Origin of the sequence: Pseudoalteromonas sp. DY56-GL79 (assembly GCF_041414765.1) — a bacterium.
GTDB lineage: Bacteria > Pseudomonadota > Gammaproteobacteria > Enterobacterales > Alteromonadaceae > Pseudoalteromonas > Pseudoalteromonas piscicida.
The window spans coordinates 144,927-171,400 of sequence record NZ_JANHZS010000010.1 but is presented as its reverse complement, the minus strand read 5'-3'; the positions used below and the strand labels follow the sequence as shown (position 1 = coordinate 171,400).

Genomic DNA, 26,474 nt, shown 5'->3' with positions numbered 1-26,474 from the left:
AGCAATCGCGACCTGAAGTCGCTGCTACGAATTTACGCAAACCCGTAGCAGCGGGTTTATCCCGCGACCAAAGTTGGTAATTTCGATATAAAATCGTTAAAGATGCCACGACGTAAAGGTATGAAAACAGTCGCGACCTAAAGTCGTTGCTACGAATATGGATAAACCTGTAGCAGCGGGTTTATCCCGCGACCAAGGTTGGTAATTTCGATATAAAATCGTTAAAGATGCCACGACGTAAAGGTATGAAAACAGTCGCGACATAAAGTCGCTGCTACGAATGTGAATAAATCTGTAGCAGCGGGTTTATCCCGCGACTAGGATTGATGTGCGACATAAAATCGTTAAAGATGCCGCGATGTGAAGGCGTGAAACAGTCGCGACCTAAAGTCGCTGCTACGAATGTACACAAATCTGTAGCAGCGGGTTTACCCCGCGACTAGGATTGATGTGCGACATAAAATCGTTAAAAATGCCGCGATGTGAAGGCGTGAAACAGTCGCGACCTAAAGTCGCTGCTACGAATGCACATAAACCTGTAGCAGCGGGTTTATCCCGCGACCAAGGTTGGTAATTTCGATATAAAATCGTTAAAGGATTCGTGACGCAAGGGCGTAAAAACAGTCGCGACCTAAAGTCGCTGCTACGAATGTACACAAATCTGTAGCAGCGGGTTTATCCCGCGACCAAAGTTGGTAATTTCGATATAAAATCGTTAAAGATGCCACGACGTAAAGGTATGAAAACAGTCGCGACATAAAGTCGCTGCTACGGATGTGGATAAACCTGTAGCAGCGGGTTTATCCCGCGACCAAAGTTGGTAATTTCGATATAAAATCGTTAAAGATGCCGCGACGTCAAGGTGTGAAAACAATCGCGACGTAAAGTCGCTGCTAAGAATGTGGATAAACCTGTAGCAGCGGGTTTATCCCGCGACCAAAGTTGGTAATTTCGATATAAAATCGTTAAAGATGCTGCAATGTGAAGGCATGAAACAGTTGCGACATAAAGTCGTGAAAACAATCGCGACCTAAAGTCGCTGCTACGAATGTACACAAATCTGTAGCATCGGGCTTACCCTGCGACCAAGGTTGATTCCAATATGCTTTTGAAGTTTGCTCTCTTTCAAGTCTGCTCTATTCTTTAAGTATGCAGGGTTATAAGGATATAACATGTACAAAAGTCAAAACTTGAGGAATAAGCGGGTCTCACTCGTAAATCATTTCTATGCAATTACTTTAACGTGCAAAGATAGAAAATCGTACTTTAACTCCTTTTCGGTTTGTGCCGAGGCCGCTAAGACGATCATGGCTTGTGAGCAGGGGCAGCTTTTTAAAGTCATTGCTTTCGTATTAATGCCAGATCATCTTCACTTAATCATTCAATTAAATGGTTCTTTAAAGTTACCAGATTCTATTCGAGCGATAAAAGGCCGCATAGCAACCAGTCTGCGTTCTTTCGGAGTATTTGGCTTATGGCAAAAAGGTTATTATGAACATTTAATTCGAAGTGAAGACGACTTAAAAGAACAAGCAAGGTATATAATTCAGAACCCAATTAGGGCTAAGCTTGTTACGCGGGTAGGTGAATATCCATATTGGTTTTGCATTTGGGTGTGATTTATTAAGGTGATTGCAGTTAAACAATCGCGATGTAAAGGCATGAAAACAGTCGCAACGTAAAGTCGCTGCTACGAATGTGGATAAACCTGTATCTGGGGGGGAGCCCGCGACCAAGGTTGGCAATCGTGACATCAAAGCGTTAAATATGCCACGACGTAAAGGTATGAAAACAGTCGCGACCTAAAGTCGCTGCTACGAATGTGGATAAACCTGTAGCAGCGGGTTTATCCCGCGACCAAGGTTGCAATTGCGATATAAAATCGTTAAAGGTGCCACGACGTAAAGGTATGAAAACAGTCGCGACATAAAGTCGCTGCTACGAATGTACACAAACCTGTAGCAGCAGGTTTACCCCGCGACTAGGATAGATGTTACGACATAAAATCGTTAAAGGTGTCACGACGTCAAGGCGTGAAACAGTCGCGACCTAAAGTCGCTGCTACGAATGTACACAAATCTTTAGCAGCGGGTTTACCCCGCGACTAGGATTGATGTGCGACATAAAATCGTTAAAGATGCCACGACGTAAAGGTATGAAAACAGTCGCGACGTGAAGTCGCTGCTACGAATGTACACAAATCTGTAGCAGCGGGCTTACCCTGCGACAAATTAGGAAGCTAGGCTTAATTGATGAAAGCGTTTCAAAAATTGCGAAAACTCTTCACCTAATTGCTCATCGCGAATAGCATATTCAACAATGGCTTTAAGGTAACCAAGCTTGTCGCCACAATCGTGCGAACGACCGCTCATATGAAAAGCCTCAACGGTTTCCTGTTCCATCAGCATATCGATAGCATCGGTTAACTGGATTTCTCCACCAGCACCGACTGGCGTTTTTCTTAGTAGTGGCCAAATATTTTTGGAAAGCACATAGCGGCCAACAACTGCTAGATTAGAAGGCGCTTCTTCTATGGCTGGCTTTTCTACCATATGTTTAATGGCGCTACTTTCACCCGGGCGTAGCGACACACCGTTGATATCAGCAATACCATACTTACAGACATCCTGCTGTGGCACAGGCTCCAACATGATTTGGCTAGCTTTCGTTTGGTTAAAACGAGATAGCATTGCGGCTAAATTTTCTTTTCCCTGATCGGCTGTGTATTCATCCAAAATGACATCGGGCAGTACAACAACAAAATCATTATCCCCAACGATAGGTCGTGCGCATAAAACAGCATGGCCAAGACCTTTGGCTTCACCCTGACGAACATGCATAATCGTAACATCTTCAGGACAAATCGAGCGCACTTCATCTAAAAGTTTACGCTTTACACGCTTTTCGAGCGTAGCTTCCAATTCAAAGCTAGTATCAAAATGGTTTTCAATTGCATTTTTTGATGAGTGAGTCACTAACACAATTTCTTTAATACCCGCAGCAACACATTCTTTGACAATGTATTGAATGAGTGGCTTATCCACCAAAGGCAACATTTCTTTAGGAATAGCTTTGGTCATAGGGAGCATCCTTGTTCCTAAACCTGCTACTGGGATCACTGCTTTCATATTATCTCCGATTTAAATCTTGCAGCCTTTTTTCGAAATAGTCCACAATTCTAACCGTTACAAGCTAAGTTGCAAACGAATTTATGTTGCAATATGTACGGCTGTTAATTGAAGTTTGATTTTTAAATTTAGCGAAGAAAGTCCCTGCACCATTAAAGAAATAATGGTTATTGGCCTTTTGGTTGTAAAGGTATGAGTCACTTTACTTGCTTGTTTTTCAGATATTAAAGTAGGTCATTTTGGTTTTTTGCACGAAAAAGCCCCTTTCGGGGCTTAAATTAACCTTTAGATATGGAATAATTAAAAGTTAACTGTGATTTCGTTTGAGCAAATTTCACCAGATTGACATACTTTATATGTGTAGCTGGTGGCTTCTAAATCACGTGAGAAGTCTCTGAACTTACCTGTGTTTGCAACCGTTTCAAGTGCTTGACCATCACGGTAAATCGTTACTTCATCAGCACTGCTGCCTTGCCATGAAAGCTCTACGCGGATAAAGCCTAAGCGAGACTTATTAGCGCGAACCAGCGATAGCTCAACCTCATCAGTGCTAACCGCAACAGACTGAGTGGTTGTGTGGCTGTTGCCTTCACTATCAGTCACCGTTAGAGCAACGCTGTACTCACCAGATGCTGCAAATTCATGAATTGGGCTTGCGTCAGTACTGATGCTGCCATCACCAAAGTCCCATGCCCAGCTAACGATATCATCATTCGGATCACGGCTTTCATCAGTGAATGTCACGGTAAGGCCTGAAGCTGCAAAGCTAAAGCCCGCAACAGGAGGTTGAGGTGATGCTTCGCCTAGACCTGTTAGGTTTAGTGTCCAGCTGTTTAATGTACCTGTATCGATACCTGCATTATCTGAGACAGACAATGTCCAATCACCCGTTGCAACCTCACCATTAAATGCCGCAGAGTTAAAGGTTTGGTTAATGTCATCAGCACCGCCACCCTGACGGTTGTGCAGTGTTGCCACTGTACCCGCAGGAGAGGTAAGCGTAACAATTAAGTCGCCGATGTAGGTGTGTGTAATATCCACTATAGTATTGCTATCAAATACAGTAACAGTGTCAGCTACAGTGATCACGGAAGTAATACCTGAAGCATCGTTATCTGGAATGTCTACCGCGGTAGTATTTTCATAGCTGAAATCACTTAACCCTTGAGGTAATACATACAGTCCTACTTGCTCTTGATCTGCAAGTTCGCCGGATGTTGCATTAAGCGTGAAACTATATTCACCCCACTGAGTTGAAGCTGTAGTTGGTACAGAAAGTGTTACTGTATCGCCTGGCATTGCAGTAGTTGCAGACAGCGTTGCACCTGCTATTGGTGAAGTAACAGACAAATCAATAGTGCCCTGCCAGTCAGCGACTGAAGCAAAAGTAAATTCGTATGTTGCAGTATCGCCCGCTGTGATTTCTTGATTAGCTGGACGAGCTGATACTCTAAAGCCTGGCTCTGGATCTGCATCAATTACAGCTTGATTCACATTTAAGCGCTTACCAGATACTGTTTTATCTGTAAGGTCAGCATTAACATCACCGCTTTGCATTAGTAGGTTTTTAAGCTCAATTGCAGTGAGTGTCGGGTTGATAGAAAGTACTAGAGCCGCTGCACCAGCAACGTGAGGCGTCGCCATCGAAGTACCTGAGTAGCTTGAGTAACCGCCACCCGGAACGGTAGATAAAATTGCGCTACCTGGTGCACCCATATCTACAGACGTTAGACCCCATTGTGAAAATGAAGACATCGCGTCAGTATGGGTTGTACTTGCGATAGAGAATACGCTGTCGTGCTCGTAGCTTGAAGGATAATGAGGGTTTACATCGTTATCTACCGCACTGTTACCGGCCGCTGCCACAAATAAGATGTCCGCGTTTTCACTTGCAGTGATTGCATCAGAGAGTGCTTGGCTAAAGCCGCCGCCGCCCCAGCTGTTATTAGTAACGCGAACGTTGTGACCGGCATTTTTAAGCGCTACGATATAGTCAATACACTCAATCGCATCTGAAGTTGAGCCTGAGCCTGATGCATCTAGGAATTTACAGCCGACGATTGAGACTTCATGGTTCACACCAGCAACGCCTGTAGCGTCGTTGCCTGAGGCACCGATAGTACCTGAAACGTGTGTACCGTGACCTTGGTCGTCCATCGGGTCGCCACTGCCTGTGATTGCGTTAATACCGTGAACGTCATCAATATAGCCGTTACCATCATTATCAATGCCATCTCCAGCGATCTCTCCTGGATTGCGCCATGCGTTTGCCGCGAGATCTGGGTGAGTATAATCAATACCCGTATCGATCACACCGACGATCACATCACGTGAACCAATAGTGATATCCCATGCTTCAGGGGCATCAATATCGGCGTCAGCCGTACCACCAGTTTGACCTGTGTTATGCATGCCCCAAAGCTCATCAAAGCGACTATCGTCTGGGATTCCAAGTGCTTTTACTTGATAGTCAGGTTCGACATATTCAATGGCCGGGTGGTTAGCTAGTTTTTCAATTGCTTGCTTTGCTGTGATGCTATCTAGTTTAAAGTTTGCTAGGCGACCTTTTAAAACATGGCGATATTTGTCGTCTACGCCATCAGCGTTCAAATCCGCCATCTTTGCTTTTACAAGGTTTCTTGCATTGGCACGAAGTGCTGCAGAAGTGTTTTCTTTAAACACAACTAAGATGCTGTCATCAGCGGTTGCAGTTGTAGTTTCGATTTGAACAGCTGCTTGAGAAGTGAAAGCAAGTACAGGAAGCAAAGCCAAAGACAATGCAGAAAGTTTAGATCTCATATTAATAACCTTTTTAATTTCAAGCGTATCCATCAATACACAATTTTTGAGTTGGTAGTTTTTCTGGTAGTGGCTGTGGTCTTTTTGGCAACGTCTTAAAACCTAGACCCAGATATTGAGCAGTGCAATGTAAAAAAAGAGTTAACTAATAAAATCAGTTTTTTTTACTGATTTTTATTTTTTGGAATAGATTATTTGGTTCTTTTTTATGGGGTGGGTGGATATGGGTACGATTGAACTTTAGTCATACTTTTTTTGTACCTCCATATTTTATTCGTAATTTTGTGTGAGTTTATACTTGTACTTTATTGAAAATAATGAAGTATTTTTTTCATAAAATCTTCTTATTTATCTTCAGTTGTTCCCATCTTAGAGTTAAAGGTGACAAGACGTAATAAAATATATTATTTCAACATATGAATTTGCTGACTTTGATATAGATTATGTTTTTCACTAAAAATGTAACACTCTGGTAACTGGCACAGGTGGGAGCGACTCAGGAGTAATGAGTCATAACAGGACGTTAGTTAAGTGAAAAGTTGCAGTTGGCTGAGTTCGGCAACAACTCAATGCCTGCACCGATCACTTAATTGAAAAATAATATAATAAATCTCTAAGGAGAACAGTGTGAAGTTTTCAAAATCAATCGTAAGTTGCGCTATCGCGCTTGCACTAACACATTCAGTTACAGCACATGCTGAGGCAAAATCAGATAATAAACCACTTTCAACTTCTGCACTTTCACAAGTGGAGCGTGCAAGTGGAACAAGTAACGAACTCAAACTTTCACAAACGTCAGGTAGCCAAGGTGGTAACGAGTTAGCTTCGGTGCAACTGGGTACTTCTAACCTGACAGATGTGACTACGATTGGCGACAACAATATTACTGAGGCCGATCAGAATGGTACTGGTAACGTCGCTATTATTACGACCACCGGAAATAACAATAACCAAGTATATAGCCAAGATGGTGAATCTAACGGCGCATTAACTGAGGTTACTGGTGATGATAACGCGATTGACATTCAGCAATCAGGTAGCGGGATCCTTGGGATTAACAACGAAGCCATCAATGTGATTAATGGCGATCAAAATACTATTACAGTATCTCAAGGTTCAGGCGGCCAATGGTTCTACAACCTAAATATGCAAGGTAGCCAAAACGAAGTAACAGCGACACAAACAGGTACGTGGAACGAAGCGACACTTGAGTCGGTACAAGGTGACATGAACCAAATCACCTTAGATCAAGATGGTGTATACAACCAATATAAAGTAGTTAGTCTACAAGGTAATGAAAACGAAATTGAATCGAGCCAAAGCGGCAACTTCAATGTTATCTCTGTAGAGACTGTGATTGGTGATGACAACCAAGTTGAGATCGAGCAATCGGAAGGTGATAGCAATACGGTTAACGTATTTGAAATTACTGGAGACAATAACGAGCTTAGTATCGATCAGGAAGGTTCAACTAACACCTTCGCGTCAGATTTATTAGTTGGTAACGACAACGAAGTGATGACTGAACAACGTGGCGACGAGAACAAAGCCCAAGCAGACGTGATCGGTGATAATAACGAATTTACTGCGATGCAAATCGGTAATGGTAACGAGATGTATCTTGGGGTTGCTGGCGAGAACAATGAATTTTCAGCAACTCAAGTAGGTGATGCGAACATCGCACACATTGCGAACTTCAACGGTAGTGATAATGATGTTGATGTTACCCAAACGGGTGATGAAAACGAGGCTGTGGTGCAGTCATCTTATCCAGACGTGAGCCTTGCAAGTAATGATAACGCAGTTGATATTTCACAAAGTGGCACAGGCAATGGTGTTGTTGTGACAATGAGCAGCGTATTTGATAGTAGCTCAAACCAAGTAGATATTGCGCAGTCTGGCGAGTTCAACGCGATTGATCTGATGCTTGAAGGTAGTCGCAATATGCTAGACATCACACAAAATGGTAGTAATAACTTTGTGATGGGTATGGGCTCAGAAGCATTCATTATCAACGGTGATGATAATGCATTTACAGTAAGCCAAATTGGTGATGGCAACTTAGTCCAAGGTGGAATTACAGGTAGTGGTCAAAACATTACCGTAACTCAGGTTGGAGACAACAACGTTGCGACTATCACTCAGCAATAACTAAGTAATTTAGATAGGGGGGCAAAACCGGCCCCCATATTTTGTACTATTCAGCTAACCAAAACATCAATGTGAATCTCGTCAGCAAAGACATTCTACGCCGTGAGTAAACAAATAATGATAAGAATAATAACACTCTTCTTGAGCGCTATGCTCGTTTCTACATTTTCACTGAGTGCACAAGAAGATGTAGAAATTGATGGTTTAGTGATTGATCAGAGTATTAGCCGGTTTGGTCACCAGTTTTACTTTCAATTTTCGCAGTTGTGGAGAGATGTTCCTAACACCTCGGGAATTAATATCACGGTTAAAGAAACGGTTTTGCCAAGAGCTGGCACTCGGTTAGAGGTTTTAATGAACAGTCGCGCAGTGTACGCAACAGCAATGGGAAGAAGGGGCGGCTCCGTTGATGAACGAGTTGAAACTGCCATTTTCACCATTATGGATGCGATGGCGAGAGAACAATATCAACAGCATGGCTCTGAAGATCTAGCTGCGAGCGGGTGGTAAAATGACAACAATAAAAACAACAATCGTGTGCGCTGGTTTAATACTACTTGGTAGTGCTCATGTGACAGCGACTGAGCTTGTATATAAACCAATTAACCCTGCATTTGGCGGTAATCCGTTAAATGCCAATATGTTACTGAGTAAAGCACAATCTCAAAATAAGCACAGAGCACCAATCATAGAAAAAACCTATGACGAAAAGTTTCAAGAATCACTCGAGCGTACGTATCTCAACCGTTTGGTAAGAGAAATCACGGATGTTGCGTTTGGTGAAGATATTCAAGACAGTATCTTTAACCAAGACGCGACCTTTATGAGTGGTGACTATCAAATTCAAGTGATCACCAGTACACCCGACACCATCACGGTTAGGATCACGAATACAGCATCGGGTGAAGAAACCATTCTAGAGGTACCCAGATTTGCCTCATCAGCTGGTGGAGGATATTAAATGCTCCGCGTAACGTTATTGGTATTTTTATTACTGCTAGGCGGTTGTTCTAGCATGTCTCGCGTTTTGCCACCTTCGCAAAGTGTAGCAATTGAGCTGACTGACACAGAAACCTTTGCAGAACTAAAAAGCTTACCTACACCGAAAGGGCGAATTCCTGTCTCTGTTTATTCATTTCGGGATCAAACAGGGCAATACAAACCACAAGATAATGTAAGTTCATTTTCAACAGCGGTGACTCAAGGCGCTAACTCTATTTTAATGCAGGCACTACACGAAACGGATTGGTTTATTCCGGTAGAACGTGAAGGACTGCAAAACTTGCTGACTGAGCGCAAGATTATTCGTGCAGCAAGTGATGATAATGACACAAACGCTTTGCCACCTTTAATGACTGCAAAGATCATTTTAGAAGGTGGGATCATCAGCTATGACTCTAATATCCGCACAGGCGGTTTGGGTATGGAATATTTTGGCATAGGTGCATCTGAGCTTTATCGTGAGGATGTTATCTCTATTTATATGCGCGCAGTTGATGTTCGTACCGGGCAAGTATTGCTTTCCGTCGCGAGTAGCAAAAAGGTGCTATCCATGGAGGTTCGGGCAGGGTTTTTCCGCTATGTGAGTTATAAACGGTTGGCTGAAGCCGAAGCGGGGTTTAGCGATAACGAACCGATGCACATTTGTGTTACCCAAGCGATAGAAAAAGCGCTGACTTTGATGGTACAACAAGGCATTGAAAAAGGCGTGTGGTCGGCCGCTACCGCATCGTAGGTCGTGCTTTAGCGCGACAAACCTTTAAGCACGATACAACCTTGAGCACGTGCTCATACTACCCACTTTAAAATAAAGAATAATACTGGTGCATGAGATTCAACAATAAAGTCAGCCACCAATAAGCTGAGTATGTTAATCTAAACAGCAATGAAATAATAAAGAACGCTAACATCATGCACGTACATATTTTAGGGATTTGCGGTACCTTTATGGGCGGGATCGCAGCCATCGCTCAATCATTGGGGCACAAAGTCACAGGTTCAGATCTCAATGTTTACCCGCCGATGAGTACACAACTTGAATCACTCGGTATTGAACTAACTCAAGGGTACGACCCTAAGCAGCTCATCGATGTTGAGCCTGATGTGGTGATCATCGGCAATGCCATGAGCCGTGGTAATCCGTGCGTTGAATATGTTTTAGAAAAAGGTATGCGTTATACCTCAGGCCCTGAATGGTTAAAAGACCATGTTTTACGCCAGTCATGGGTGTTGGCTGTGGCCGGTACGCATGGCAAAACAACCACTGCAAGCATGTTAGCGTGGTTACTCGAATACGCAGGATTGCGTCCGGGCTTTTTGATTGGTGGCATAGTGCAAAACTTTGGTGTGTCGGCGCGCACCTCAGATACGCCATTCTTTGTTATCGAAGCCGACGAATACGATACGGCGTTTTTCGATAAGCGCAGCAAGTTTGTCCATTACTTACCTCGCACGTTAATACTTAATAATCTTGAATATGATCATGCTGATATTTTTCCAGATTTAAATGCCATTCAAACCCAGTTTCATCATTTAATTCGCACGCTACCCAGCCAAGGTAAAGCCGTATATCCAGCGGATGATACTGCGCTACAAAACGTTATTGAACGCGGTTTTTGGAGCGAGCAGGAATCGCTTGGTAAAGAATGGTCGTATAACTTGCTCAAGGCTGACGGCTCTCGCTTTACAGTGTTATTTGAAGGCGAAGAAAAAGGCGAAGTAAATTGGCAAGCGATTGGTGTGCATAATGTCAAAAACGCCATGATGGCGATTGCGGCGGCAAGACATGTGGGCATTCCAATCGAGGTAAGTATCGAAGCGCTGGGGCAATTTATTTCTCCCAAACGCCGTATGGAAGTCAAAGGGGAGGTCAATGGCGTTACTGTCTATGATGACTTTGCGCATCACCCCACGGCAATAGCAACGACCCTAGCAGGGCTTAGAGCCAAAGTTGGAGATGCACCTATCATTGCTATTTTAGAGCCGCGCTCAAATACGATGAAGCTGGGCATTCATCAAGAAACCTTATTGCAATCACTTGATGTTGCAGATGAAGTGTATCTATTCGAACCAGATGGCTTATCTTGGTCTCTTAAAGCACAAGCCGAAGCCGCGGGTCGTCAGTGTTTTGCAAGCGTAGATGAGATTGTCGCACAGGTTGTGACAAATCAAGCACCAAACCAACATGTGCTGATCATGAGTAATGGTGGTTTTGGTGGCATCCACGACAAACTTTTAACTGCATTGAAAAAGTAATCATTATGTCAGAACAAACATTTAATGGGCCAATTACGCTGGCCTTTAGTGGTGCGTCGGGCGCCCCATACGGACTGAGATTACTCGAGGTATTGGTGTCGTTAAACTATCAAGTTTACGTGCTAATCTCGAGCGCAGCCAGAGTGGTGCTGGATACTGAGTCCAATCTAAAACTCTCTGGTAATGAACAAAAAGCAACGGAGCAACTACAGGCGCTTTTCTGTGCTAAAGAAAAGCAAATTCAGGTATTTGGTAAAGATAACTGGTTTAGCCCTGTGGCATCTGGCTCGGCCGCACCCAAGCAGATGGTGGTGTGTCCGTGTAGCGCAGGAAGCGTGTCAGCCATTGCGCTTGGGGCATCTGATAATTTGCTTGAGCGTGCAGCAGATGTGGTGATCAAAGAACGTGGCCAATTAATATTAGTGCCGCGCGAGACGCCCTTTAGTCCGATTCATCTTGAAAACATGCTCAAGCTTAGCCGCTTGGGGGTGACTATCATGCCTGCAGCGCCCGGTTTTTATCATCAGCCACAAAGTATCGACGATTTGGTCGACTTTGTGGTGGCCCGTATTTTAGATCATCTACACATCGAGCATACCTTAGCGAAGCGCTGGGGTTATGGAGAATAATAAAATATGACAATAGCACTGAACATCAAAGGGTTAAAAAAAGTTTATAGTAACGGCGTCGAAGCCGTTAAAGGCATTGATCTCGAAGTTCAAGAAGGGGACTTCTTTGCGCTACTTGGTCCAAACGGGGCTGGTAAATCTACCACAATAGGGGTTATTGCCTCACTGGTGAACAAGACCCAAGGCCGTGTAGAGGTTTTTGGTCATAGTATTGATACTCATCTGGAAGACGCTAAATCGAACTTAGGTTTAGTACCACAGGAGTTCAACTTTAGCCAATTCGAGACGCTTAACCAAATTCTAGTGACTCAGGCGGGCTATTATGGTGTGCCAAGAGACGTTGCCCATCAGCGAGCCGAGAAGTATCTCAAACAACTAGGACTATTTGATAAAAAAGACAAGCAAGCTCGCACGTTATCCGGTGGTATGAAACGGCGCTTGATGATTGCAAGAGCATTGATGCATGAGCCTAAGCTTCTTATTTTGGATGAACCTACGGCTGGTGTGGACATAGAACTACGCCGTTCTATGTGGGACTTTTTGCGTGAAATTAATAAGCAAGGCGTAACGATTATACTCACAACGCATTACTTAGAAGAGGCAGAGCTGTTGTGCCGTAATATTGCGATTATCGATAAAGGCACGATTGTTGAGCATACTACCATCAAGGCATTACTCGCAAAGTTAGACAAAGAAACGTTTGTACTTGATCTTAAGCCGCCCATGCAGCCTGTGGCACTCGATGGTTACCAATTTACCACCGTCGATGATCATACTATTGAGGTAGAAGTGGCTAAGTCGCAAGGGCTCAATGGGGTATTCACACAACTCACAGAGCAAGGTAATCAGGTATTAAGTATGCGTAACAAAGCTAACCGTTTGGAAGAGTTGTTTGTTGGCTTACTAGAGCAGGGGAGAGGGGCATAATCGTGTTGAAATATGGCGTCGCGTTAAAAAGTATTTGGATAAAAGAGTGTATTCGGTTTTTACGTATTTGGGTGCAAACCTTAGTACCACCAGCGATCACCATGACACTTTATTTTGTGATATTTGGCAGTTTAATCGGCTCGCGCATTGGTGATATGGGTGGCTTTAGCTACATGGAGTTTATTGTACCTGGCTTAATCATGATGTCGGTGATCACCAACTCCTATTCTAATGTTGCCTCGAGTTTTTATTCCACCAAGTTTCAAAAGAGCATTGAAGAACTACTCGTTGCACCTGTGCCTAACTATATTATTGTACTTGGCTATATGGGCGGTGGTATGGCGCGAGGCATGCTGGTCGGGCTTATTGTTACTATCGTCAGTCTGTTTTTTGTGGATATTCAAATTCACAATCTTGCAGTTATCGTTATTACGGTTATTTTAACGTCAGCCGTGTTTGCATTAGGCGGTTTGATCAATGCGGTGTTTGCCAACAGTTTCGACGATATTAGTATAATTCCGACCTTTGTGCTGACACCTCTGACTTATCTAGGTGGTGTATTTTACTCAATCACATTACTACCGGAGTTTTGGCAAGGTGTGTCGCAGGTAAATCCAATCATTTATATGGTAAATGCCTTCCGTTTTGGCTTTTTAGGTGTTTCGGACGTTGATATTGGCGTCGCCTTTACGGTATTAGGTGTATTTATATGTGGTCTATTTTGGTTGTCACTGTACTTAATTAAACGCGGTGTTGGACTAAGACACTAACGTAAATAGCATTAATTTGGAAACATGGGCGCTGTCATCAATTGCGGCGCTCTTGCGTTATTTCAGGTAAAATCCTTACCATTCCCCCTTAATAATGACTGGTTATGACAGAAGCAAACTCTCGTAGTATCACCACTAATCAACAAGGGCTACACGAAAAGCTCGATGAAATCGTTACCAAGCATCTAACCGCTGAGTTTAAAAAACCCATTGCGGCACATACACAAAGTGCTTTCGATGAGGTTAACGCACGAGTGCAGGCCTTTAATGGACCGATTATTTTGGACTCATGTTGTGGTGTTGGTGAAAGTACTGCAAATTTGGCGAAGCGACATCCTGATGCCTTGGTAATTGGCATCGACAAGTCTGCGCATCGACTAGATAAACACGATGTTGAATATAAACAAACGGAACAAGGCCAATATATTTTGGTGCAAGCCGATCTCAATGACTTTTGGCGATTAGCGTTGGAAGCCGATTGGCAGCCAACTCACCATTATTTGCTGTATCCTAATCCGTGGCCGAAAGCTAAACATATTCAAAGACGCTGGCATGGTAGCGCGGTGTTCCCTTTTATCGTCAAGCTAGGCGGTAAGTTGGAGCTGCGCAGTAATTGGGATATTTATGTAAAAGAGTTTGCCAGAGCTTTGGCGCTTAGCGGTGTTGATGTTGAAGTGGAAGCCTACGAAAGTGATGAGGCTATTACACCCTTTGAGCGTAAGTATTGGGCAAGTGGTCAATCAAGTACCCGGTTAGTCGTAACGCTTTAATTTAACCCATTGTAGACTTGCACTTCAAATTGATAAAAGCGGCTTAAAGATGGCCGCTTGCTTTTCCTATCCAGCTACCTTCTAATCTTGCAACGCCTGCTGCTTCCAATTGTTTTGCCTGTTTGCTGGTGGCAACACAGGGTACAATCAAGTCGATCCGCTTGGCATTACAATGACTTGCAAGATATTCAATAGAGCTCAGCAGCATCTCATCTTCATCCAAGTTTTCACAAATACTGGCTTCTAAACAAATGGCATCTAGTGGGAGTTTTAAGATCCGGTTGATGGTAAGAAAACCGCTATTCACACCCGTTACCGCAACATTTGCACCTTTTGCTTTTAACGACTGCATCATTAAGCTCATATCGCTAAAGTTTTTGAGCACATCTGTTTCATTAAACTCAAATGTGATGAGCTGCGGCTGCGGGTAACGGCGTAGGATCTGGCTGATATATTCAAAATATTCCGCATCCGAGATTTCACTGTGGCTTAATTGCATGCTCCAAGCATGGTTTGATTTACGAAAACGGGTGACGCATAACTCAAGTAGCTTCATGCTAATTTGGGCGCGGAGTTTTGGTTGCTTCATCACTGGGTAAAAATGTTCGGCGTCGATGATAGCGCCACGCTCGTTAAGGACGCGTGCCGTGCAATGGTACTGAATGTCAGCATGATCATGACAAGCTTTACGCGGCGTAAAGAAAGGAATGATGCGGTCTGATTCACACGCGCTTTGCAGTAACCGGGTGAGATGGAGATTTTTTGATTGTTGCTGAGGATTTATTTGTAGCTGAGAATCAAAATAACACACTTGGGTATTTTGCTGTTGAGCCTGACGTAGCGCGAGAAAGGCATTTTCAAGTAACAGCGAGCAATTGCCTTTAGCAACACCCGCACACAAATTAACGTATAAATGCGGCGCGTCGTATATGGGTTTTGCACAAGGGAATGACTCGGTTAAGTTCGCCAAATAATGCTCACCATTTTCGATGCTGGTAACTAGCGCAATTTTAGAGGTAGTAAGGCGATAAACTTCAAACGGATGGGTAAACTCGCTAAAGTAGCTCATGACTTTTGCCATAACGTTATCGCCGACTTCCGTGCCATAGAAGCTAATGATATCCTCAAGCTCTTTCACCCACACCACGCTTAAGCATAGGTGTTGCGATTTAGAATATTTAAGTGCTTGCTCAAGGGCGATTCGGTTGCCAAATCCGGTGCGACTATCCGTTGTTAGAGTCTTCTTGTAGTACATAAAGTACAAGCTCACGACAACCAAAAACATCACAAAGAAGAAGCTAGCGTCAATGGCGGCATCCATCACACTTTCTTGTAACCGACTCTCTAAATCATGAATGGTTAAGTCAGCACCTGCTATATAAGTAGTGCCATCTGGTAGCACAAAGGGAATAAACACACTTTTAAAGTGGCCCCATTTGTCTTTGGCGATTTCAAACACAGGTTCGGTAGAGTGAAAGGCGCTTTTTAGGGTAATCGAAGCCTCGGAATAAACATCTTGATAACGTGTAAGTCTGTTGAGTTTAAGATCTTCTCGGGTGTAACTGGACGCGGTAAAGTGCACATAAGGTGGCTTAAGCACCATAGTATAGACGTATTCAACATTTAGAGCACGGGCAAGCTCTGTGAGGGCATGACTTTTTTGCTTAAATTCGGCAGGGGTTATGTGTTCTGGTGACTCGTGATATTTTTTACCTACAATGACGTTGGCGCTGGTGGCTGCATTGATTAACTGGGCGTCGATCCTCGCCATGATATCGCGGCGCGTATCGTAATAGTTGGCGATAACATAAATCGATAGGGCAGCTAAAAAGATAAAAGAGGCTAAAACGAGCCAAGCAACTGGGAGTCGTGAAGTGTAACCTGTGAGCCCTAAAAGCGGAGTTGCTTTTGCTGTAGGCTGCCTAGATTTAGCTTTGAGTGGTTGAGCGATACTCCGAGTATTCATGATAATCCTTTATCCACAATATCGTTATCTAACAACGATAAAATGCCTAACTGGCGTAAGCGTGGTGGCTGCTTTGTTACATAATATAAACAATACAACATAAATTGACGTCTTGAGAAGAAATAAAGCAAAAAACTTTTTCTCCAATGATCAATAAAATGCATTGTTGCGGGCAAGTCGGCAATATACCGTTTTGCTGGGTTTATGTCCCCATTTTATACCTTATTTTTGACGAGAATGTAAAATAGAAACGCCAGAATACTGAGGGATTTTTCACTGAACTTTCGTTGGGTTTTCATAAAATTGTCAATGTTTCATGAATTTTAACTAGACAATAGAAGACAATTCCCTTTCTTTACAGTAAAGTTAGCCATTTCATGTATCACAATCTCTTGTGCAATTTGTATCTACTCAATTTCTACAATGGGTAGATAGGCTACTGCACCGTTTGATGTTTAGGTAGTATTGATGGGTCCAAAGCGTTGCGCCGTTGCGTCTGAAGAAAGCTTAATGCGTATATTTACCGTGCCTGAGGCGCCTGATTCAACTTTAAGCAGAATCGAGCAAGAAATCTCGAGCAATTTGGCTGGCTTTTTAAATGAGAATATTGCGGCAATCGAAAAGCCACTGCACGAAGTTGAAAAAGACTTTCAGTCGGCGGTGATCCCCGAAGTGCCAATGTTTGTCTCAGACTATGCGCAAGATATCATGGAGCAATTAGTTGCCCACTCAGTGCATACCGCAGCCCCAAGTTTTATTGGGCATATGACATCAGCTTTACCGCATTTTGTGTTGCCTCTGTCGAAGTTGATGGTGGGACTCAATCAGAACCTAGTCAAAATTGAAACGTCAAAAGCCTTTACTCCACTTGAACGTCAAGTGTTGGGAATGATGCATCACTTGGTTTACGGCAGCGATGATGCTTTCTACGATAAGTGGATGCATAGCGCAAAAACGTCACTTGGTGCTTTTTGTTCTGGTGGCACAATCGCCAATATAACCGCACTTTGGATAGCAAGAAACCGCTTATTAAAAGCGGATGGTGAATTTAAGGGTATTGGTGCATCGGGTATTGTGGCCGCGATGCTTCATTATGGTTACCGAGGCTTAGCGGTATTAGTTTCTGAAAGAGGCCATTATTCACTAGGTAAGGCCGCAGATGTGCTAGGTATTGGCCGCGATAACTTCATTTCAATCAAAACAGCTGGCAACAATAAGGTTGATGTTGGTGCCATGCGAGCTAAAGCTCATGAGCTTGAAGCACAAGGGATTAAAGTACTGGCTTTAGTTGGTGTTGCTGGGACGACCGAAACGGGTAATATTGACCCGTTAGAAGAGATGGCTGATTTAGCCGAAGAGCTCCATTGTCACTTTCATGTTGACGCCGCTTGGGGTGGAGCAACACTACTATCGAATAACAATCGCCACCTTCTTAAAGGGGTGGAGCGAGCAGATTCAATAACCATAGATGCGCACAAGCAAATGTATGTGCCTATGGGGGCGGGTATGGTGCTATTTAAAGACCCTGCAGCATCTGATGCAATCGAACATCATGCCGAATACATTTTACGGAAGGGCTCTAAAGATCTGGGTAGTCATACTTTAGAGGGGAGTCGTCCTGGTATGGCGATGTTAGTGCACGCATGTCTGCGTGTCATTGGTCGTCAAGGCTATGAGATGCTCATTGATAAAGGGATTGAAAAGGCACGGTATTTTGCTGAACTAATTAAACAAACCCCTGATTTTGAGCTGATCTCTGAACCTGAGCTATGTCTGCTGACTTACCGCTATGTGCCTGAGCAAATAAAAGCGGCAATCGCACAAGCGGATGAACAAGAAAAGATAGAGATTTATGCCGCACTTAACCGTTTTACTGCAAGCATGCAAAAGCGTCAGCGTGAAGCGGGCCGCTCTTTTGTTTCTCGAACACGCTTAACACCAGAGCAATATGACCGCCAACCTACGGTGGTATTCCGAGTAGTTTTAGCCAATCCTCTGACATCGGAGTCTTTGCTTAAAGAAATCATGGATGAGCAACGACAATTGGCAATGTCAGATCCGGTATTTAAAAAATACCTCGCAAAATATATTAAATAATCCAACGAATAAAGTGGCCTCGTGCCACTTTAATAAACTCAGGCTTATTACCTTTTAGCATTACCTCCTTTACGGATTGCTCTACTTATATTCTTATTTCTTACATAATCGTGTGAAAATATTCCAAAACATAGGTTAATTCTAGTATTTAAGACTATGCTTAAAAATTATGGCGCGTTATGCTAGCAGAAAAGAATAAAATCTTCGTATTATGTTGAAGAACTTTAGCAATGTCACTCAGAGGCTTCGGCGGCTCAGTTCGCAGGAGCTTGACGTATCGGGAACATTTCAAAGCTTCCTGATTGATTTACTTGATGAAGGTAAGCTTACCTTAGACGTCACTCGGGTTTCTGTTTGGTTGTTTGACGATCTCGACAAACCTTCTGAGCTTATCAATGTTGCTAACACAGATTGGCAGGGTGATGAGTTACCTGTGCAATTGCCAGCCTTAACGTATGAAAACTTTCCCGCTTACTTTTCTGCAATCAACAGTGGTCAATCGATCGATGCGAATGACGCTGCTGCCGATCCCAGAACGTCTGAATTTCAAGAGTGTTATTTAACCCCAAACCACATAGTAACCATGTTAGATACGGTGATCTTTAAAAATGGTATTCCTCACGGAGTGGTGTGCTGTGAGGGGAATAATGGCGTACGTACGTGGCACAAAGATGAAATCGCGTTTGCGGAGATGATTGCGGACTGCTGCAGTCGCCGATTACTGGTTAAAGAGTTATGGCAGTTACAGCTGCAGCTCACTGACATGGCGTTTAAAGATCCACTCACTGGATTGAGTAATCGACGTTTTTTAATGGATAACGCAAAACGTGAGATCAGTCGTCATGCACGCTTTGACCATCCATTTAGTATGATGATGCTAGACATAGATCACTTTAAAAAAATCAACGATAACCATGGTCATGAAACCGGTGACTTAGTGTTAAAAAGCTTTGCTGAGATCTGTGTAAATACCTTGAGGTTAGAAGATTGTATGTGCCGCTTAGGGGGTGAAGAGTTTATTGTGCTGTTACCTAACACGCCGGTAAATTCAGCGATGGTGATCGCTGAGCGCCTGCGACAAGAAATAGAGCAATCGGTTATCTCTACGCCATCAGGGAAGATCTCCATTACATCAAGCTTTGGGGTTGCCGAAGTCAATACCAATTTGCCTTTTGGTCACTCGCTAAAAGCCGTTGATCACGCGGTGTATCAAGCCAAAGCTGCAGGCCGCAACTGCGTGATCCCCGCGCAGTAAAGGTGGTGTTGAATACACCAACCACAATCACAGCCAAGTTGCTATTGCACGCTCAAGTTAGTTGAAGCGTCCGGCTCTGACGCGCCTTACCCTTTGGTTTATCCAATGTCTAAAGCAGTGTGCATAGAGCCATTGCTTGATGCCAGTTAGATTTTTGTGTTGCTGATAAAGCGCATCTGGACTTGTATAAAACCCTAGATCGCGTGTAATACTTTGCTTTTGAATATATGCACCATTTAACGAAAAACGATTATCGGGTTGCTGCAAACAGGGAGTGGAAATACCAAATCCTGTAAAGTTTTTTGCCATTGAGAACTGTTGCTGAACCTGTTTAAGGTAGCCGTCATCTATTATGTAACCTTCAAGCTCTACCCAGCGCTCCTCTAAATAAACCTCAATCCAACTATGGATAATACTTTTTGGAGCAAACCACGTCAGTAGGGTAGGAATTAACCCTTGCTTAAGATCGTTGGCTATCTCAAATCCATGAACTCGGGTGGGAATATCACAAGCCCTTAGCAGTGCAACCAGTAACGTTCCTTTGGTATTACACTGGCCATAACCTTGCTTAAGCACTTGGCTTGCAGTTAGTGTATCTGTTTCACTATAACCAAATTCGATGTCGTCTTTGACGAAGTTATAGATTTGCTCCGCTGCCGTGATGGTATCAAGTTGCTGCCAACCTTTTGCTTCTATTAAACTTTGGATCGCTGAATGTTGATAATCAACTAAAGGGGTAGTTACTAAAAATTGCTTCATGGTTATGCTCCTATTTTGGTAGCAGTGTGATGCAATTTAGGTAACTAAGCTTGAATAAACTGGCTAAGTTTGTGTTTTTAATGCCTCAGTCGGTGTAATACCAAACTGCCGTTTAAATGTACGGCTCAAATGGGCGCTATCTGCAAACCCCGCAAGCATGGCTGCTTGTGTAAGGTTGTTGCCGTGTTGTATGGCGACAACTGAGCAGATCAGCCTGCGCCACAGCACATAAGGTCGCCATGCTATCCCCACCTGCTCGGTAAACAGGTGTAAAAAGCGACTTGGCGAGAGATAAAGTGACTCGGCAATTGTACTGGCGCTGAAGTGACTGGGTTTCAGGCAAGTTTGGGCGTTAAAGCACGCATCTAATTGCGCCAATACACGGTCAATTCGTGGATCTAAATCTGTTGTCGGGAGTTCGGTCAGCTCTACTGCGCGTAATAACTCGGCAAGCTTGGCGTTGCTCTTTGGTGCGGTATTTATCTTGATTGCTGCGCAGCTATTGCCTTGTAGTTGCTTGCCATACAAGCTTTTTGGCTCGACTAATATCACCCAGCCTGAGGTCATTTTTAAGCTATGTTCTACGCCACTTGCAATTACGCTTGGGCCAGATAGCGTCTTGTCACCGATTTTCGCGATACAGTCGCCCAAGGGCAGATTAATTTGAATAAGGTGATGTGAATGGCGCGCGGCATTCAGGTCTTTGACAAAGGAGGCGAATATACCCGGAGTGAGGTGCAGCATAAAAACAGCCGAGACTTTCGTCTCGGCGAGCAGTATTAACCAGCGAATGCGTCTTGCAATGGTGGTACAACTTGCTTTTTACGGCTTAGTACGCCGTCCAACCATACTTTGCTTGCTTCAGGCTCAACGTTGTATGCTTTTGCGATGATCGCTTCATCATCTGAAGCGATCAGCATTTGTGATCCTTCTTTCATGATATCAGTAAGTAGTAGCATCACACTGTGGCGATTACCTTCCTCTTTTAATTTTGCGATATCGGCATGTAGCTCATCTTTGATCTTATCAAATACGGCAAGATCAACCACTTCAAGCTGGCCAATACCAACAAGGTTGCCATTCATGTTAAAGTCTTTGAAATCACGCATGACCAGGTCACGAATTGGTGTGTCTTCAACTGCTGATTTCACCTTGAACATTTCCATGCCAAGCTCTTTAGCATCATCAACACCTGCGATTTTTGCAAGTGCTTCAACACATTTGATATCCGCAGTGGTACAAGTTGGTGATTTGAAGATGACTGTGTCGCTTAGGATTGCACACATCATGATGCCAGCAATGTTTGCCGGGATTTCTACATCGTAGAAGTCGTACATCATTTTAATAATCGTGTTACTACAGCCAACTGGGCGGATCCAACACTCAAGCGGTGTTGAGGTTGTAAGGTCGCCTAGTTTGTGGTGATCAACTACGCCAACTACAGTTGCCTTGTCGATGTCGTCTGGTGCTTGCGTTTTTTCAGTGTGGTCAACGATATACACATCTTCGCCAGCATAGCTCATCTTAAGCTCTGGTGCTTCAAAACCAAAACGGTCAAGAATAAACTGAGTCTCCGGTGAGACTTCACCTAAACGCGTAGGGATTGCTTCTTCACCAATTTGGTTTTTTAAATAAGCAAGTGCGATTGCACCGCAGATTGAATCTGAATCAGGGATCTTATGACCCACTACATACATTGCCATTGACGGAACTCCTTAAAATTTTGCCCACATTCTAGCAAAATAACTTGTCATTTAAATAGTGTAAATGCGCAATTTGGCGTAGATAGGGGACGGTAACGACAGATTGTTGAATTAGGCGAAATAGCCTAGGCGAGCAAGGGCTAATTGAGCATGTATAAATACAAATTAGTATTATACACTAACCGTTCAAACGCTTAGGAGATGGGTATGATTCAAATGAGCCGTAAGGCGTGGAATAACGTGGTGATCTTTTCCATGTTACTGATGATCTTTTTTCTCAACGGCCTCCACTATAAATTGAATCCCAGTGACGACAAAGCAAAGATACAAGCTGTGCTACCAGAGCAAAGCTTTGTCTTAACCGTGGCATTTCCTGGCTATAAAATTGAACGCATTGGCACGAGCTGGCGTATAGAGTTACCGCAAGGCTCAAACCAGAGCTTTAGTGAAGATGCCTTACGTGCGCTTGTTGCCAAGTGGCAAAGTTTACAGCTATTGGTTGTTGAGGCGCCAAGGCAATTGGAGCCAGCGCTGAGCGCTGCGCAGTTTTGGCTGGCAACTCAAGAGCTTCCCCTTAGCTACCAACTGTATCGAAGCGATAATGGCTTTGTATTATTTGATAAACAACAACAGCGCTGGTTTGAGCTTGATAGCTTGCAAGCCAAAGCATTATTTCTACCGATAGAATTGTAATATCACAAACCACACAGTAATAGAGTGAATTATGCCTGAGTTACCAGAAGTCGAAGTGAGCCGTTTAGGCATTCAACCGTATTTAGAGCAACATATTATCCAAAGCGTAAAAGTACACAATGGTAAGCTAAGATGGCCTGTACCAGAGGAAGTACAATTGCTTGAAGGTGAGAAGGTGCTTGCGGTTAAGCGACGGGCAAAATATTTGCTTATCGAATCCAAGCATGGCACTGCGATTTTGCATTTGGGGATGTCAGGAAACTTACGTGTTGTTGATAGCAAAGAGCCACTAAAAAAGCATGATCATGTGGAGATCATTCTGGCCTCAGGCAAGTCGCTCAGATTAAATGACCCGCGTCGCTTTGGCGCTTTTTTATGGCAAGGTGCAGGCGAAGATCATAGCGTTTTTGAAAAGCTGGGTCCTGAGCCGTTGACCGAGCTTTTTACTGCAGAGTACTTATTTGAAAAAAGCAGAGGCAAGAAGCAGCCGATTAAACAATTTGTTATGGATAATCATGTGGTGGTTGGTGTGGGTAATATTTATGCCAATGAATCTTTGTTTAAAGCGGGGATCCATCCCAAAAAAGAAGCAGGTAAAATTTCACTTAAACGCTACCAATTACTGACACCGATCATCAAGGAAACCTTAAGTGCAGCTATCAAACAAGGGGGAACGACACTCAAAGACTTTGCTCAAAGTGATGGTAAACCGGGTTATTTTGCTCAAGAATTGTTGGTGTATGGTCGCAAAGGTGAGCCTTGCGTAAGTTGCGAAACGCCATTAAAAGAAATACGTCTAGGGCAACGCAGCACAGTGTATTGCTCTAAATGTCAGCGCTAAATAAAGTGCAGGCTAGGAGCCTGCGGTTTTAAAGTCTATCTTAACTTGGTTTTCTTGTAGCGTTGCTGAGCAAGGGGGGTAACTGCGGGTTGTTTTATACACGCGATCAAAGATATGAATTTCAACCCCTGAATGAAGCGCTTTGTTTGCCGCAAGTTTCGTGTTGTCGAGCAAATCGTGTAAGTCGTGATCAAGCTGGCTGAGCTTTTGCTCAAGGTGCTCGGCTTGCTGGCAGTAGTGCATCTGTGTTGCGCCAATTTTAGTTTTGAGTTGTTGCTTTTTAGCTGCGTCTTTTACTAACTCTGCTTTTTCAATCGCTTGCTGTAGTTGATCTAAAGAATCATTGGTGGCGGCGACTTCTTTGAACAGGGTGTCGGTTTCTTGGGTGATTTTAAGGCCTTTGCGTGCAAGATAAATCATCATCTTAGCGCCAGATTCACTGCCAATCTCTCCCGCTACCACCATTTGCGCATCTATGATCGAACCACCTATTAACTTGCCACTTGGATGATCGCCAGTGCCAACTTGTATCAGCTTTTGCGCTTTAATATCGCAGTGGTTACTCTGCTTATTGATAATAATGTTATCGCCTTCAAGGTAAGTATATTGTCCATGGGCAATCTCAATATTGCCTTTGGCGATAAGCTTGCAGGTTAAGCCTTGCTCATTATTTTGATGGTCAACATGGCCGATCACGCCACCTCGTACCTCAATATGACCACCTGCAATAAGTTCTCCAGATTCCACCGTGCCGAGCACTGTGATATCGCCTTGTGCAGTCACGTGCATACCCGGCTCCACATTATGGGTAACTACAACGCTGCCATTAAAGTCGACATGACCACTTTTTACTGTGACATCGGCAATCGTAAATACATCATCCACGCGCATACCGTTGGCGATATCTGAGGGGCAACCTGCAATGGTTGCGATAAGCTCTAGTGGGTTGTTGGGGTTGATCTCGGTGCCTTCACCCGCCATAAGCTGGAACGATTCGCCGGGCTTCGCTTCAATACTTTCACCGCTAACTGTAAAGCCTTCTTTGCCTGGTGTTGCGGGCTTTTGAGTCACCAGTAAATCACCCGGCGCGACGCTTGCAAGCTTGCCAAAATCACGCATGTCAACGGTGCCATCTTCACGCATTCTAGGTTGTTTGAGCCTCTCTTTTAAAGTTTGTACGTGCGGCAGTAATTTTGCTGACTGGCCGTCTTGTGGTGGTCGGCCTTGGGCGATTAACCCAGATGCCTCTTCACCTGGTGGAAGTTCAAATTGTTTGCGCAGGATATTTTCTAGGTAAGCTTGCTTATAGCCACGACTGACGCCAGCTTTGACAATGGCTTTTTTCGCTTCTTCTAATGATATCGCTTTACCACCACGAGCCGTTTTAAGTTGCCCAAAGGCCTGCATTTTATCGTCACTTAAGGTGACTTCAAATTCAGCATCATGTTGTTTAGCAACAACAATTTGGCTCTCGGGGAAGTCGCTTTGGAAAAAGGCATTAATCGAGTCGTGATCGATTTCGCAATCGGCAAATTGTGACTTTTCAAGGGCTTCAATCACAAACGCAGCACTGGGCGGTGAAGCAGACTTCACATCCATTAAAATATTGCCATTGTGCACAAGCTTGAACACGATAACTGCCTCGTCGAATTTTTATCCTATAGTTTCAGCTTGCTAAATAAACATCAATTGGTCAAGTGCTTAGGCCAATTTTCTTACGTTAATATGGGTTAAGTTAAAAAACAGAAATAAATCGTGATTTTCTAATACTTTCAGGTGAATGAAAATCAGCGCGCTTAAAAATGTGCGGGCTTATCACGCGCTTCTTGCAGTAGTATTTTAATCGCTTCAGGAACAACCTTTTTCTGTGTTGAAATCGCATAAAAATACTCATAAATATTAGGTAGTTCCTGATATTGCTGTAGCACCCCTTGGGCTATTTCGTCTTTTACTACTACGGCTGGTAAAACAGCCACCGCGCCACTGTCTCGTGCCAGTAGTCGCATCATCGCCATATCGTCGACCTCTGCCAAAATGTTGGGGAAATACTGATACTGAGCGCACAGTGCATTAAATGCGGTGCGTAAATCTGAGTTGGCAGGTGGCAAGATCCAGCGTGTTTTTTCAAAGCCTTGTGGAAATGGTGTGCTTGGCTTGAGGGCAGGCGGACCAATGATCGCCAGCGGTTGCTTGGCAACTAGTTGGCACTGCCAATAGGGATCTGAAGTATCTAGGTTTATTGTTCGGTTGGTAAGCACTAAATCCAGCTCATAATTGGTTAAGCCGTTGAGTAGCTCTGAAATACTGCCTGACTTTAATTTAAATTGCACATCGCTGCGCCGCATCAAAGGGCTAATAAAAGCTTCTACAAAGTTACGTGACAGAGTGGTCAACACCCCAATAGTTACGTGGGTGGTTGACTGCACGCCTTTGCTTAGCAAGGCTTCGAGCTCTTGCCCCGTGGTAAAAATATCATCGGCATAGCTCAACACCTTTTTACCCTGATCGGTCAGCATTAGGTTACGGCCTACGCGCTCAAATAGTGATACCCCGACATTGTGTTCCAACTGTTTGATTTGCGCAGAGAGCGCAGATTGCGAAACATGTAATTCTTTAGCGGCTTGAGTCAGGTTTCCGAGCTTAGCAACCTGCCAAAAGTAGTAAAGGTGGTGATAATTAAGTCGGCTCATCTATATATAAGTAAAACAGAACGAATAGTTAAATTATATCT

22 protein-coding genes are annotated in these 26,474 nt (G+C 43.7%); 14 read left to right on the top strand and 8 right to left on the bottom strand.

Annotation, left to right across the window (positions count from 1 at the left end; translation table 11 throughout):
* The first annotated feature begins 1,172 nt into the window (after positions 1–1,172).
* Complete coding sequence (locus NO992_RS09400; RefSeq protein ID WP_371376390.1) at positions 1,173–1,619, top strand: transposase; 447 nt, start codon at positions 1,173–1,175, stop codon at positions 1,617–1,619.
* 612 nt (positions 1,620–2,231) lie between these two features.
* Here NO992_RS09400 and galU read toward each other — a convergent pair.
* Positions 2,232–3,128: a UTP--glucose-1-phosphate uridylyltransferase GalU gene (gene galU / locus NO992_RS09395; protein ID WP_371376387.1), complete on the bottom strand. Its 897-nt coding sequence runs from the start codon at positions 3,126–3,128 to the stop codon at positions 2,232–2,234.
* 300 nt (positions 3,129–3,428) lie between these two features.
* Positions 3,429–5,927, bottom strand: coding sequence for a S8 family serine peptidase (locus NO992_RS09390; RefSeq protein WP_371376384.1), 2,499 nt, complete (start codon positions 5,925–5,927; stop codon positions 3,429–3,431).
* Positions 5,928–6,554: 627 nt separating this feature from the next.
* On the opposite strand from NO992_RS09390, the gene NO992_RS09385 reads away from it, so the two are divergent.
* From NO992_RS09385 to NO992_RS09345, 9 genes are all read left to right on the top strand, one after another.
* Positions 6,555–8,078, top strand: a complete 1,524-nt coding sequence (locus NO992_RS09385) for a curlin (RefSeq protein ID WP_010368513.1) — start codon at positions 6,555–6,557, stop codon at positions 8,076–8,078.
* Positions 8,079–8,195: 117 nt separating this feature from the next.
* The gene (locus NO992_RS09380; protein ID WP_371376381.1) at positions 8,196–8,588 is read left to right on the top strand and encodes a CsgE family curli-type amyloid fiber assembly protein; all 393 of its coding nucleotides are present in this window, start codon (positions 8,196–8,198) and stop codon (positions 8,586–8,588) included.
* Position 8,589: 1 nt separating this feature from the next.
* The gene (locus NO992_RS09375) at positions 8,590–9,039 is read left to right on the top strand and encodes a curli assembly protein CsgF (protein WP_253104319.1); all 450 of its coding nucleotides are present in this window, start codon (positions 8,590–8,592) and stop codon (positions 9,037–9,039) included.
* Positions 9,040–9,813 (top strand): CsgG/HfaB family protein, encoded by a 774-nt coding sequence (locus NO992_RS09370; RefSeq protein ID WP_253104320.1) that lies wholly within the window; start codon positions 9,040–9,042, stop codon positions 9,811–9,813.
* 176 nt (positions 9,814–9,989) lie between these two features.
* Entirely contained in the window at positions 9,990–11,333 is a 1,344-nt protein-coding gene (gene mpl / locus NO992_RS09365; RefSeq protein WP_371376378.1) for a UDP-N-acetylmuramate:L-alanyl-gamma-D-glutamyl-meso-diaminopimelate ligase, read from the top strand.
* Between the two features lie 5 nt (positions 11,334–11,338).
* Positions 11,339–11,962, top strand: coding sequence for a flavin prenyltransferase UbiX (locus NO992_RS09360; RefSeq protein ID WP_371376375.1), 624 nt, complete (start codon positions 11,339–11,341; stop codon positions 11,960–11,962).
* Positions 11,963–11,968: 6 nt separating this feature from the next.
* The gene (locus NO992_RS09355; protein WP_371376372.1) at positions 11,969–12,889 is read left to right on the top strand and encodes an ABC transporter ATP-binding protein; all 921 of its coding nucleotides are present in this window, start codon (positions 11,969–11,971) and stop codon (positions 12,887–12,889) included.
* Positions 12,890–12,891: 2 nt separating this feature from the next.
* Complete coding sequence (locus NO992_RS09350; RefSeq protein WP_039494290.1) at positions 12,892–13,659, top strand: ABC transporter permease; 768 nt, start codon at positions 12,892–12,894, stop codon at positions 13,657–13,659.
* Between the two features lie 104 nt (positions 13,660–13,763).
* On the top strand, positions 13,764–14,429 hold the full coding sequence (locus NO992_RS09345; RefSeq protein WP_069020868.1) for a tRNA (guanosine(46)-N(7))-methyltransferase TrmB: 666 nt from the start codon (positions 13,764–13,766) through the stop codon (positions 14,427–14,429).
* 43 nt (positions 14,430–14,472) lie between these two features.
* Here the strand turns inward: NO992_RS09345 and NO992_RS09340 are convergent, their stop codons facing one another.
* The gene (locus NO992_RS09340; protein ID WP_371376369.1) at positions 14,473–16,395 is read right to left on the bottom strand and encodes an EAL domain-containing protein; all 1,923 of its coding nucleotides are present in this window, start codon (positions 16,393–16,395) and stop codon (positions 14,473–14,475) included.
* A gap of 468 nt (positions 16,396–16,863) precedes the next feature.
* Between NO992_RS09340 and panP the strand changes: the two genes are divergently transcribed.
* Both panP and NO992_RS09330 read left to right on the top strand, forming a co-directional pair.
* Positions 16,864–18,492 (top strand): pyridoxal-dependent aspartate 1-decarboxylase PanP, encoded by a 1,629-nt coding sequence (panP, locus tag NO992_RS09335; RefSeq protein ID WP_371376366.1) that lies wholly within the window; start codon positions 16,864–16,866, stop codon positions 18,490–18,492.
* Positions 18,493–18,703: 211 nt separating this feature from the next.
* Entirely contained in the window at positions 18,704–19,747 is a 1,044-nt protein-coding gene (locus NO992_RS09330) for a sensor domain-containing diguanylate cyclase (RefSeq protein ID WP_253104323.1), read from the top strand.
* Positions 19,748–19,804: 57 nt separating this feature from the next.
* Here NO992_RS09330 and NO992_RS09325 read toward each other — a convergent pair whose 3' ends face one another.
* The 3 genes from NO992_RS09325 to NO992_RS09315 all read right to left on the bottom strand — a co-directional run bounded on the left by NO992_RS09325 (position 19,805) and on the right by NO992_RS09315 (position 22,209).
* Positions 19,805–20,506: a transglutaminase family protein gene (locus tag NO992_RS09325; protein ID WP_371376363.1), complete on the bottom strand. Its 702-nt coding sequence runs from the start codon at positions 20,504–20,506 to the stop codon at positions 19,805–19,807.
* Positions 20,507–20,569: 63 nt separating this feature from the next.
* Positions 20,570–21,250, bottom strand: a complete 681-nt coding sequence (locus NO992_RS09320) for a helix-turn-helix transcriptional regulator (protein WP_371376360.1) — start codon at positions 21,248–21,250, stop codon at positions 20,570–20,572.
* Between the two features lie 35 nt (positions 21,251–21,285).
* Positions 21,286–22,209, bottom strand: coding sequence for a manganese-dependent inorganic pyrophosphatase (locus tag NO992_RS09315; RefSeq protein ID WP_305776888.1), 924 nt, complete (start codon positions 22,207–22,209; stop codon positions 21,286–21,288).
* 207 nt (positions 22,210–22,416) lie between these two features.
* On the opposite strand from NO992_RS09315, the gene NO992_RS09310 reads away from it, so the two are divergent.
* On the top strand, positions 22,417–22,902 hold the full coding sequence (locus NO992_RS09310) for a hypothetical protein (RefSeq protein ID WP_371376357.1): 486 nt from the start codon (positions 22,417–22,419) through the stop codon (positions 22,900–22,902).
* Positions 22,903–22,933: 31 nt separating this feature from the next.
* Positions 22,934–23,743, top strand: a complete 810-nt coding sequence (mutM, locus tag NO992_RS09305) for a bifunctional DNA-formamidopyrimidine glycosylase/DNA-(apurinic or apyrimidinic site) lyase (RefSeq protein ID WP_039494310.1) — start codon at positions 22,934–22,936, stop codon at positions 23,741–23,743.
* A 12-nt stretch (positions 23,744–23,755) separates the two neighbouring features.
* Here mutM and NO992_RS09300 read toward each other — a convergent pair whose 3' ends face one another.
* Both NO992_RS09300 and NO992_RS09295 read right to left on the bottom strand, forming a co-directional pair.
* Complete coding sequence (locus NO992_RS09300; protein ID WP_371376354.1) at positions 23,756–25,375, bottom strand: DUF342 domain-containing protein; 1,620 nt, start codon at positions 25,373–25,375, stop codon at positions 23,756–23,758.
* Positions 25,376–25,539: 164 nt separating this feature from the next.
* The gene (locus NO992_RS09295; RefSeq protein WP_010605720.1) at positions 25,540–26,433 is read right to left on the bottom strand and encodes a LysR family transcriptional regulator; all 894 of its coding nucleotides are present in this window, start codon (positions 26,431–26,433) and stop codon (positions 25,540–25,542) included.
* Between the last annotated feature and the right edge of the window lie 41 nt (positions 26,434–26,474).